General features: G+C 44.0%; 7 protein-coding genes. 2 read left to right on the forward strand and 5 right to left on the reverse strand.

The window, feature by feature from the left end:
* From WBA23_RS14060 to WBA23_RS14070, 3 genes are all read right to left on the reverse strand, one after another.
* The coding region (locus tag WBA23_RS14060; RefSeq protein WP_424582912.1) for a DUF1501 domain-containing protein at positions 1–899 on the reverse strand (899 nt) is incomplete at its 3' end.
* Between the two features lie 6 nt (positions 900–905).
* Positions 906–3,668 carry a DUF1553 domain-containing protein gene (locus WBA23_RS14065; RefSeq protein ID WP_424582913.1) on the reverse strand — a complete coding sequence of 921 codons (2,763 nt, stop codon included), beginning with the start codon at positions 3,666–3,668 and terminating at the stop codon, positions 906–908.
* 99 nt (positions 3,669–3,767) lie between these two features.
* Positions 3,768–7,826 carry a tetratricopeptide repeat protein gene (locus WBA23_RS14070; RefSeq protein ID WP_424582914.1) on the reverse strand — a complete coding sequence of 1,353 codons (4,059 nt, stop codon included), beginning with the start codon at positions 7,824–7,826 and terminating at the stop codon, positions 3,768–3,770.
* A gap of 362 nt (positions 7,827–8,188) precedes the next feature.
* Here WBA23_RS14070 and WBA23_RS14075 point away from each other — a divergent pair, with 362 nt between their 5' ends.
* Entirely contained in the window at positions 8,189–10,267 is a 2,079-nt protein-coding gene (locus WBA23_RS14075) for an OmpA family protein (RefSeq protein WP_424582915.1), read from the forward strand.
* 194 nt (positions 10,268–10,461) lie between these two features.
* On the forward strand, positions 10,462–11,100 hold the full coding sequence (locus WBA23_RS14080; RefSeq protein ID WP_424582916.1) for an OmpA family protein: 639 nt from the start codon (positions 10,462–10,464) through the stop codon (positions 11,098–11,100).
* On the opposite strand, the gene WBA23_RS14085 is transcribed toward WBA23_RS14080, so the two are convergent.
* Positions 11,089–12,072 carry a tetratricopeptide repeat protein gene (locus WBA23_RS14085; protein ID WP_424582917.1) on the reverse strand — a complete coding sequence of 328 codons (984 nt, stop codon included), beginning with the start codon at positions 12,070–12,072 and terminating at the stop codon, positions 11,089–11,091. The two genes, WBA23_RS14080 and WBA23_RS14085, sit on opposite strands and share 12 nt — an antisense overlap.
* Positions 12,073–12,202: 130 nt before the next feature.
* Positions 12,203–12,713, reverse strand: a 511-nt coding sequence (locus tag WBA23_RS14090; protein ID WP_424582918.1) for a M28 family peptidase, incomplete at its 5' end; no start/stop codon positions are given.

Below are 12,713 nucleotides of genomic sequence, written 5' to 3' on the forward strand. Positions count from 1 at the left end.
ATATCCATTACTTCCGGTACCGAGGTCTGCATCCGAAATGCCATTTCGTACTGTGAGATTCGGGTCAGGATTTCCGGGTCGCCTACCTGCTGGTACTCTTGTTGGTTAATATGATTAATAGCATCTAAGGTTTTTCGCCGCAAATCGCCACTCATGCCTTCGGGATTGGAGACGTAAAGTACTGGATCACCCTGCGAGCGACACTGCACTCCTTGGTAGATAGACGGTAGAAAGCCGCTCCCCCACACGCTCTTTCCGGCACTTGGAGTTTTACCACCCGAAACCAGCACCATGAACCCAGGCAGGTTTTCATTTTCGCTACCCAGCCCGTAAGTAACCCATGAGCCAAAACTGGGTCGCCCCAGCCGGGCACTACCGGTTTGAAGTAAAAGCTGAGCTGGTGCGTGGTTAAATTCATCGGTATGTAATGATTTTACTACCGTAATATCATCGGCCATCGTTGCTAAGTGCGGCAACCGATTCGAGATCATCATCCCGCTTTCGCCTCGTTGATAAAAAGTGGCCTGTGGCCCCAGCATTTTGGGTACACCTTCAATAAAAGCGAAGCGTTTACCTTCTAGCAAAGAGGGCGGACAGTCTTTGGCGTGTAGTTTCTCAAGCTCAGGTTTATAGTCAAATAGCTCTAACTGGGAAGGTGAGCCCGCCATGTGCATATAGATTACTCGTTTGGCCTTACCCGCAAAATGGGCAAAACCAGGAGCCATCGGATTAGTCGGCAATGAAGCAACCGGAGCTGGTGCTACCGCGCTACTATCTAAATTACAGCCAAACAAAGATGCCAAGGCTACACCACCCAGTCCTGAAGTACATTTTTTAAGAAAGTGCCGACGGGTTTCTACCTGCGACTCGCGATACTGCTTTTCTTGATATATATTCATTGATTGTTAGGCTTTCGTCACAAATTCATCTAGGTTCAGAATAGCGTTCGCCACTACCGCCAGCGCGGCTAATTCAGCATCTTCTCCACCTGCCATTTTAATTACCTCTTCGGGATTTTCCTGGTAGTACTGCTGAGCCTCTACGTACAATGTCTTCAACTGTTCTAGTTTCTTGGGTTCTATCGGATTGATAATCGCTTGCTCATAACCGAAACGAAGCTGGTCTTCTGGAACCTCGCCAGCGTGTTGCATCTGCTTAGCTAATGACTGAGCCGCTTCTACAAATACTGGATCATTCAGTGTGACTAAAGCCTGTAGCGGAGTATTGGTATCAATTCGACGAGTTACGCAGAACTCCCTACTCGGCCCATCAAAAGCGATCATGGACGGATATGGGCTGGTTCGCCGCCAGTAGGTATATAACGCTCTGCGGTGCTGATCTTCCCCCTCACTCGTCTTCCATTCTAAGCCACTGTATACAATTTGCCAAACTCCATCGGGCTGAAGAGGCATAACACTAGGGCCATACATCTTTTCACTCAGCAATCCGCTCACAGCTAAGGCCTGATCACGAATTTGCTCGGCGGTTAGTCGTACTCGGGGGCCTCGAGCTAACAGCCGGTTACGCGGATCGGCCGCTAGCAATTCGGGAGTTACTTTCGATGCTTGCCGGTAGGTTGCCGACATCACCATTTGCTTCAGTGCGCTTTTTATGCTCCAGTTGTGCTCATTCATAAACTGTAAAGCAAGCCAATCAAGTAATTCTGAATGGGAGGGGCGAGCCCCCTGGGTGCCAAAATCTTCTATTGTTTCTACAATGCCGATGCCGAAAAGCTCCGACCATAGCCGGTTTACCATTACGCGAGCGGTAAGCGGGTTTTCCTCACTCACCAGCCACTGAGCCATTCCTAAACGATTGTTAGGATCACCTTCGGCCAGAGCGGGCCAAGCTTGAGGCACATCCGGATTTACCACCTCACCGGGTACTAGCCAGTTGCCTCGCTCAAAAACGTGCGTAGTGCGAGCAAAACGCTCGGGCCGATCAACAGTGATAGGCGTACGGATTACTTCAGAGCTGTTTAACAGGGAAATTAAGTTCTGTTGCTGCTGCTGATAGTGCGGCTGATCTTCACCCGGAAGTGGCTCGTGAAATAGCAACCACTCTAACATAGCAATACCTCCTTGCTGCTGAGGATCCCTAAAGACAAAATACAGATCATGTTCACCACTTACCCCGCTGAACGGGATTGCAGTCGTTTTAAACTGCCAGCCTCCTTCATTCGACTTTACATTCCAGACAGCCAACTGCTCACCTTCTAGGCTATCGAGCCGAATCTCTACTTTGCCTCGGCTGTGGTTAGCACTGTAGCTAATAAGCAGTTGGGTTTCATTTTTTAGCGGAACATTCTTTAGTCGGGCATAACCACCGTCCTCTACCGAAAGGTATTTATTATCAAGTAGAGAACCGTTCACCACGGTATCGAAGCTGCTCGGATGAATTTTGGGTTCGGCAATTCTTACCAGGTTGATGAATTTTTGAGCATTTTGCAGCTTATCGTCCGCCGAATTAGTATGCCGGATTACCCAATTTTTCAGGTTCTCCAATTTCTGACGGTCTTCTTCTTCTTGAAAAGTGGTTAAGTTAGGCGATTCACTCGGCACATCTACGTCAGCCGTGTTGTTCAAAAAAGCAAAAAACTTAAAGTACTCTTCGTGCCGGATAGGGTCGTACGGATGGCTGTGGCACTGTACACAAGCCATGGTAGTGGCCTGCCACACATCCCAGGTAGTGTTCACCCGATCAATAACTGCTGCTACTCGAAATTCTTCATCGTCGGTTCCCCCTTCATCATTATTCATAGTATTCCGATGAAAAGCAGTAGCAATCAAGTGCTCATCGGTTGGATTGGGAAGCAAATCACCCGCCAGTTGCTCAATAGTGAATTGATCAAACGGCTTATCTTCGTTGAATGACTTAATGAGCCAGTCGCGATACTGCCATATGGAACGGCGGTTATCTTTCTCGTAGCCCTTGGAATCAGCGTAGCGGGCTAGGTCCATCCACAGAGCCGCCCATCGCTCGCCAAAGTGCGGAGATTCCAGTAGGCGATCCACCGCTTTCTCATAGGCTTCCGGGCTATCGTCATCTAAAAGTTGCTTTAAGTCGCCCTGCGTAGGGGGAAGCCCCGTTAGATCTAGCGACACTCTTCGAAGTAAAGTCGCTTGATCAGCTTCATTGGCCGGTTGAATATCTTCCTGTTCCAGTCGTTCTAATACGAAATTATCGATTTCATTGTCGCCCCACTCCAAAGCTACTTCCGGAACTATAATAGGCTCGGGTTTTACGTAGGCCCAATGATCCTCCCACTGCGCCCCCTGATCAATCCAACTAGTTAAAATGGCAATTTCTTCCTCAGATAGAGGCTCCCCTTCGGGAGGCATTCGCTCATCGTCTGTAGGATCGCTGATCATTATGCGGCGAATCATTTCACTAGCATGAGGATCTCCCGGCACAATGGCCAGTTTTCCCGACTCGTTCTCACTTAGCGCATCGGTCCGAAATAGTAAGCTAAACCCACCGGAGCGTTTTACTCCACCATGGCAGGTAATACACTTTTTATTGATGATCGGTCGCACTTCGGCATTAAAGTCTACCTCTTTGGAAGATTCGTTTAGTACCAGCCAGGTTAAATAAATTACGAAAAGAAAAAAAAAGCCTAACCCGCCCCAACGGATAAGGGAAGGGTATTTTTGGGAAGATTTGTTCATTAAAAGGTTGTCATGTGATTGAAGAGTGAATTTACAAAATTTGTTAGTAGTTCAAAAGTGGCTGATTTGATGAAAGAGAGAGTGCTTCAGCCAAAAATATCACCGTTCTATCAGCACGAAGCCACCCCAGAAATAGGGATCGGCCCGTTGCTTCCTCACTGCCAACTGGGCATTTCTTAGTGCTTGATGCTTCCCCTGGCCTGATAACCAATTCTGATAAAAAATGGTCATCAGTTCCGCCGTGCTGTTATCATTTACGTTCCAGAGACTCATTAGCACACTCTGCGCCCCAGCAATTAAAAAGGAGCGCTGCAAGCCATACACTCCCTCTCCATTCTTGATGTCGCCTAGTCCGGTCTCACAGGCACTCAATACAACCATCTCCGTACCATTTAGCCGTAGGTTCATCGCTTCATAAGCGGTTAAAATACCATCTTCTGCCTTCCAACTAGATGAATTTTGCCGAAGAATGCTATACTCAGCTCCTGCCAAAAGTAGACCAGCTCTGAGCAACGGGTTGGCCGAAATATTTTGTGAATGCGTTCCGTAATTCCGATTAAGGTTTTCTGATTCGGCTAAATCCGTCATAAAATAGCCATGAGAGGCAATATGCAGTATTCTAGGTTCTTTCGCAGATTTTATCATTTCCTCTCGAGCCTCCTCACCTAAATACGTTCGGGTTATCCACTGGTGTTCGGTTAGCATATCACTAATTTTCTCTACTTCGGTTTTAGTACCAGGCAGATCTCGGATTCCAAATAAAAAAGGAGTACTACCTAGCATACTTGATGCGGTAAGCGGTGATGACTCAGTTGGGTCAATCACCGCCTCACTATTCTGGTACCCTACCCGAAACTGAAAATCGGGTGAGCCAACTAAGTAGGCTGATTTTAAAGATAACTGATTGGGAGAGCGAACTAGATCACGGGTGCTACTCAATACTCGCAAATCCATTTCATCAATTACGTAACGCCCAGTTTGGGTATGATAAAGGCTATTAATATTGATTTTATGGTAAACCCCATCGGGGGCTAAATAAACCGTTTTTATACTGTTGGACAATTTTTCCCGAACAAGCCACCAGTATTGATTATAAGAAAGCTCATCTTTTATTCGAAACTTGACTGCGTTCTGATAATAGTAATAGTTTTTATTTTCCATCTCCTTCCCTTCGGGAAATACGCAAATCTGCGGAGCAACGCTGCCCGACTCTAATACCAAAGCAGCATATAGCACGATACTATCGCGAGCCACTCGAATAATCTCTACGGCTGCTTCAGAGGGCTGAAGTTGCTGTTGTACTTGCTGCCAAGTAACCTGCTCGCTTTCTACGGTTGTTGCAAATGTTTCTGACTTACGAGATAGTTGTTTTTCTAGCTGGTTAGCTTCATTTTCTAAGGCCACAATATTGTCGCTCTGATTGTTACGTTCTTGGCGGGATAATGTATACAACCGTCCCAATTGCTCTTTTACCGCTAGCCATCGTTTGTATTCTTGCAATGTTTCGGTTTCACTCTTAGCTTCAATAATTTGTCTAAGCTGATAAGAAGCATCCAATAGCATCGCTTTGGTTACTAGTTGAAGATTATACAGTTCAACAAGCAACTGTTGTTTTCGATCTTCAGTTACACTTTCCGCTCGGTAGTATACCTGATCAATCACAAAATCCCGAAAGGCATGAAACACTGGTTCTACTCGTTGATAATAAGCCCCTTTCTCTTGCTCACTTAAAGAAGGAAAGTAGTTTTGTATTTGCCCAATATAATTTTCAACTACGTCGTGAAAAATAGCCTCTGCGTTTTTATATCGCTCGAGCTCATGGTATAATACCGCCTGACTGTATTGCGCATAAGCAAAATCAGGATGTAGTTCTCCGAGCACTTCCCGACGGACATCTACTGCTTCCTCAATAAATTCGGTCGCCTTGTCAAGTTCATTTAAATCTTGGTAGAGTAGTCCTAAGTTGAGTAAGGTAGTTGAATAGTACGGATGATCTTTACCCAGAATTTTCTCGCTAATCGACAAAGACTCTTCAAGTAAAGGTAAAGCCTTCTCGTATTGGTTATTATTCTGATAGAGCGTAGCTAAGTTGCTTAATGTAGCGGCATAGGACGGATGCTGCTTTCCCAAAGTATTAGCATCAATGGCAAGTGCCTGCTGATAGTACTGCTCCGCTAACGCTATACTATCCTGTGCTTCATAAAGAGCTGCCAAACTCTGATAGGCGGTGGCCAGGTCAGGATGAGATGCTCCGTATGAGTCAGAAAATGTTTTCTGACTCGTCAGTAGTAATGGTTTGGCTTGAACGAAATTTCCTAAGATGAAGTAAAATTTTGCTAACTCTAATTGCACTTTGGCCTGCTCAGGATGGCTCTTACCAAAATGATCTAGCGATAGTTCGTATGCTTGCTGAAGTAACGGTTCCGCTTCCGGGTAGTTACCAGTGACTGTTTCCAGGCGAGCTAGATTTAAGTAGCTAGAAATCATTGAAGGATGTTCAGCTCCCCATATTTCTCGCTGTACTTGCGCAACTAATTCCAGCATGGGCCGAGCTTGAGTGTATTTTCCTTCCTCCAGATAGAGCAGACCAATATTAGAAAGAGTTATTAAGTACTCTGGATGTTGTGTACCTAGCAGCTTTTCTTTTATCTTAATTGCAGATTCTAACATTTTAGCTGCTTTAGGATAATTACCTACGGCTTGACAAACCAGGGCGTAATTGCTCAGTAGGTTAGCATAAATGTTGTTCTCAGTTCCATCAATCTTCTCTTGAATACCGATTGCTTCCTGAAAAAATATTTCCGCTTCTACCAGATATCCAATATCATGATATAGTGCTGCTATTCCGCTAATGGCACCCACATAATTAGGACTTTCCCGCCCAACAGCCCATTTTATGAGTTCTAATGATTTCTGGTGATAAAAGATGGCGGTATCAAATTGAACCAAACCTTGGTAGTTCCGGGCTACGTTGCTGTAGATAAAAGCTTGGTGCAATACGGCCCGCTGGCTCGGTAATTTTTTCTTGCTTAGGATTTTTACTGCTCGTTTAAAATATTGGGCAGCCTGTTCATAATTACCCGCATCTTGGTACGAAGTAGCTAGATTATTTAGGGCGATAGCATACTGCCAAGGATAATCAGTTGTAGTATCATCAAGATGAATGTGCTGGGCGTACAATGCACTTGCTTCTGCTGGGTTACTGTGCTCTTGATAATAAGCGGACAAATTTGCCAAAGCTACCCAAAAACTGCCCTGGGTATATTCTACTGGGCTGGCCCGGTACTGAAAAGCTCTATCGATGAGATATCCCCCCTCCCCCACGTTTTGGTCAGCTAGGGCTATTGCGCCCAAATTATTTAATATACTGGAGTATGCTTCAGTTACTTGGGTTGAGTCTTGTTCGTAGTAACGACGAGCCATTGTATACCAGTATTGGGCATTTTGCCATTCGGCATTTCCTAAAGCAATATTTGCTCGCTGATAGCATAACTCAGCATAAAGCGTTGCAGTCGTGTCTCCCCGTTGCTGAAGTGTTTGTAGTAAGTTATCTACTTTTGCTTGGTCAAGTTCGCCATGTAGTAGCCATTGTTGAAATTGGGCTTGTAGTGATTTCAAATTATCCGTTGAGCGACTCTGAATACGTGTATACAGTGAATCAGCCGCACGACGATTACCGGCTGCTTGATATAACTTACCAACTTCAAGCTGAAGTAGCATCAGCGAATCTGTTCGTATCTCGGTAGAATCCGCTAAAAGTAATATTCGCTTTAGTGTTGCCTGAACCGACGCAGTATTACCTACCGAAACATACAGATTAGCAGCGTTCTGGTAGGCTTCTAACAATAGCCCCCCGTTGACACGTGGTAGATGTTCGCGACATTTGATTTCCTGAAGAGTATATTCTAGAGCTAGTGAGTCTTGATGTGAAAACGCCGTGATCAGCGATAGTAAGCGTAAATTGTCAGCGTATTCGGCGCTTAATACTCCGTACCGCAACTTAGTGGTTTCCAAACTTCGCCAAGCAGACTGGTAAGATTCGGTAATTTTTCCTTGTTGGTAAAGAGACAGCGCCTGCTGATAAGGCACTACTTTAGCTTCCTGAGCTAAAATACAGGTAGCCCTGAGTAGTAAAAATAAAGTAAATGCAGTGCGCATCCATTACAGGTTGTCATTCTTTCATTAAAGGTATTCTGGAGGTGTTTAGTTCAGTCATAAAAGGTACCGCTACGGAGTTACTCTAGTCGTTGCCAATACTGAAATGGTAGTGAAATTCATAAAACTTTGAACAGACAAAGCGTCTTTCCAACTTAAACTTCAACCCAAGCAACGAAGCACTGCTACAAGTAAGCTCAATATCTGTTAGTAAAAAAACCAATAAAAATCCTCAAAATGTAAGATCGAGTGAGTTTATACATATTTCTTGTCGTAGCATCTGTATTATTTATATGTATGTTTACCTAAATTTGACCACCACATATACAACAATATCTGAACTAATTCTTCAAACCAAACCGGATATGTTCAAAATCCTTCTGTTCTTACCTCTCTTCTTTTTTACAGTCTGCTTTTCTCTTGAAGCTCAGGAAACTCAATGGGCCAGTGAGGTATTGGAGGTATCCTCCTCTTATAATCCCCGCCTACTGTTTAAACAAGACCTACAGTACGTAGAGTACGAACCTCGCCAGGCACTCGGCCGACCCGACGTGTTACCGGGAAATAGCGGCGATAGCCCCAATGCCTGGCTACCAGCTAAACCCGACCGAGAAGATTTTATTAAAGTAAGGTTTGATCGACCAATGAAAATTCAGCAAGTAGCTATTGCCGAATCTCGCAACCCGGGGGCGGTTTACCAAATTTTCTGCTACGATGTAAGAGGCACCGAACATTTAGTGGCTACATTAGAACCGGCTCCGGTAGCGGCTCAAGGTCGCATATTTAACTTTTTTATGAACCCTACTTCGTACGAAGTACAGGCGGTAAAAATTGTGCTCAGAGGCGATGCCGTACCTGGTTATAATGCTATTGATGCTATTGCCATTTCTGGCTCGTCGGTACCCACAGTAGCCGACATTGATATAGTGCCTAATCTCAATCCTGATTTAGCCCTGGAAAAGATTAAAGCCAATTTTGGTGATATGATTAACATCAGTCCTATCATGTCGCCCGATGGCAATACGATGTTTATTAGTCGCAACTCGCCCGATAATGTGGGGGGTAAACGTGACATAGAAGACATCTGGTATCTGGAACGCGATCAGAATTCAGGGGAATGGAGCGATCCTAAGAATATTGGCATTCCGCTTAATAACAAGGGTAGTAACTACGTAAGCTCAGTAGCCTTGAATGAAGATGGAGGCTACACTTTACTGTTAGGCAATCGCTACCTGGAGAATGGAAAGATGAGAGGCGGAGTATCTATTTCCACCCGCCAAGCGGACGGCAGTTGGTCCTCACCTACTCCAATGGACATTCTCGATTTTTATAATTATTCTGAGGTAGCCAATTATCACTTGTCTAACGACCAAAAGTACCTACTGATGTCGCTCCGGCGCGACGACGGATACGGAGAGTTAGATATTTACGTAAGCTTTAATCGGGGAGATAACTCCTGGTCGGCACCAATGAATTTAAGCAGAACTATTAACACCGCCGATATTGAGTCAGCTCCATTTATGGCTGATGATACAACCCTCTATTTCTCTTCCAAAGGATACAGTGGCTTTGGCGGTGAAGATGTCTACGTTAGTCATCGGCTAGACGATACCTGGATGAACTGGTCTCAACCCGAAAACCTTGGTCCGGTGATCAACTCAGAAAATGATGACACGTACTTTAATATCTCCGTAGATAAGCAGTATGCTTTTCTTACCCGTGCTACCGTTGATAGTTCTGATCTTTTTCAAATATCAGTACCTATTTATCAACGTATTGAACCACTATACGTTGTGAAAGGACAAGTGTACAATGTGAAAAATAATATGCCAGTGCAGGCTAGCGTTATTTTTGACAACGTTTCGGACACGGTGACAGCAACCAGTAGTCAAGGGAATACTAATGACGACGGACGCTACGAACTTACACTACCTCCGGGAATCTACGATATTTATGCTGAGAAGCAGGGCTTCGCTACAGTTAACCGTCAACGAGTTGCTTTGGCCGAGATTGACCCTGATGGTGATAAGTTAGTTTTTCGTGATATCTATATGTCTGATAACCTTTCGGATTTAGATGTAGCTGAATCTTTGTCTATTACTCGCAAGGCAATTGCCTCCGAAGAAGTACTCTTTGAACTGGAGAGTTTCGCATTAGGTAAAAAGGCGTATGCCTACTTAGATAAAGTAGCTGCTTTTATGAATGATAACTCTGATTTAAGCTTGCGCGTGGCAGGCCACACCGACTCATCAGGAACCGATCGTTTTAATCAGCAGCTTTCTGAAAAACGAGCTAACGCAGTAGCTGACTATCTATCGCACCGGGGCATTACTTCCGAGCGGCTTAGAATAGTTGGTTACGGTGAGAAACGCCCGTTAGTTAAAAATACATCGGCTGCTAACCGGCAACTTAATCGGCGAGTTGAGTTTGAAATTATTGAGTAATATGCTATCGCTGACTTAACATAAAAAGTAAGAAACTATAATTTAATTCAAAATAAATATTACATTTAGTATATTTTACATAATAATTTTAATAAATTGTGTATTGTTATATGTAACTTAATGACAGTTAATTCGGCATTATGAAATGTCTGCCTTTTATAATTATTATTTTTTGGATGTTTACCCATGACACAATGTCCTACGCTCAACCTGATGATCTGGCGTATCTTTCGGGTAAAATTCTAGATGCACAAACCAACAAGCCAGTAGAAGCAAAAGTAAAATATGAATTACGCCCAGTTAGTAACGTAATGGGTATTCGCTTTTTTGATAATCAAGATGGACACTATCAGATCAATTTGCAGCAACACCGAAAGTACACACTAGAAGTGACTGCTGAAAACTACTTACCGCTACACTTAACGTTACAAACCGACGAGTCTAGGCAAATTCCCCAAAACTTGCTGCTCAAACGTATTCCTCAGCCCGGTGACTATATTCAACTATCAGACACTATTTGGTTTGATCGCGATCTTAGCGTCATCCGCCCGGAGGCCCAAGCAGTTATTGAGGAACTTAAAGCGCTAATGGAAAAATTTCCCAATATGGTAATTCAGCTAGAGGGACACACTGACCGGGGCGGTAGCCAATCGTTACTCAAACTTTCCGAAGAACGGGCCGAAACGGTGAAAGATCACCTTGCTGATTTAGGTATCCGCAAACGACGTATTAAAATTAAAGCCTACGGTAATCGCAAATTAATTACTCAAAGTAATACGATCGGAAGTAGTCAGAAAAACCGAAGAGTAGAAATTAAAGTGCTAGATCTCTGACAAGCAATATTCTTGAATCAGTTTACTTATTTTTTCACTTTTCAACGCTTGGTTCCAAGCTGAACACGCTTCCTCTATTTTTTCTAACTCTTTATACGCATTTCCTAAATAATAATACGCATCTAGTGTGGTAGTGTCCATTTCAATAGCCCGCTCGATTAATCGAAGTGCATCCTCAGGTCGGTCTTTTTTCAGAAATAGTAAACCCTGATTGCGGTATACGTAGCTGTTTTGTGGATCTAGCCGTATACTGGTTTTTAAATCAGCTTCAGCTAAAGACAGCGAATCGGTTTGTAGATATAAATAAGCTCGATTATTGAGAAAATAAGGCTGATACGGCTCTAAAGCAAGAGCTTGATCAAATGCCACCTGTGCCGAATCGTATTGCTGTGAGTCAGTATACATTAGGCCTAATACATTGTACGCGTTGCTTTCGTTAGCGTTTTGTTTAATAGCTTGCCGTAAATCTTGTTGGGCTAATTCGTAACGTTGCTGATAGTAGTACGAGGTTCCTCGGTTGACCCAACTCTCGGCATTAGATGAATCTAGCCGAATAGCTTCTGTAAAGGCTTGCTGGGCTTCATCGTACTGCTGAAGGCCACTAAGTGCCAGACCTTGGCTAAAATGCACGTAAGCTGAATCAGGATAGTAACGAAGTACCGTATCCAAATCAATTAAGCTTCGCTGATAATTGCCGTTTAGCTGATAAGAATCAGCTCGATTATAGTAAGCATCAACATTATTAGAGCGCGACTGAATAGCGCGAGTATAGTCCGTAATTGCTTCGGGAAAGCGGCTCAAATTTGTATAAGCAATGCCACGATTATTGTAAGCGTCGGCTGCGTTAGGATCTAGCTGAATTGCCTCATTATAGTAACGGATTGCTTCTTGATACTCGCCTTGCTCTAGCTGTGCGTTTCCCTTTAGCAAAAACCCATCTCGCTGCTGTTCGGGCGATTGACTGCAACCCATAATTAATAGGAAAACGAAAACTGGAGTTCGGAGTCCGGAAAGTGGAGTCTGAAGACCAAAAGTAGAAAAGCTAAAATAGTTGAGTGCTTCTACTAGGCGCTTTGCTATACCAGAATAAAAATTTCGCCTATTATTCATCTCCTGCCTCTGGTTTACCGTCTCCGGCCTCCGCTTTATCCACCAAAATTCGCTCGTCCCGATTAGCTAATTTCCAAGCGGTATGAAAAACAAGTTGGGCCCGCTTTTGCAGCAATCCGAAGCTGATCTTCTCAATAGTATCAGTCGGGCGGTGATAATCAGCGTGGGTACCATTAAAGTAGAAGATAACCGGTATATTATTTTTAGCGAAATTGTAATGATCAGATCGGTAGTAGAAGCGATTAGGGTCGTCTTCCGCATTGTAGCGATAGTCTAGGTTTAGTTGAGTGTACGTTCTGTTAACCTCGTCATTAATTTGGTGTAGTTCAGTACTGAGGCGGTCTGAACCAATGATGTACACGTAGTTAGAGTCTTGAGCATGTTCTGGATCAATCCGGCCGATCATATCGATGTTTAAATTAGCTACCGTATTATTTAGCGAAAATATTGGGTTCTCAGTATAGTACTTTGATCCGAACAGCCCTTTTTCTTCACCCGATACG

This window comes from Tunicatimonas sp., from assembly GCF_049647865.1.
Lineage (GTDB): Bacteria > Bacteroidota > Bacteroidia > Cytophagales > Cyclobacteriaceae > Tunicatimonas.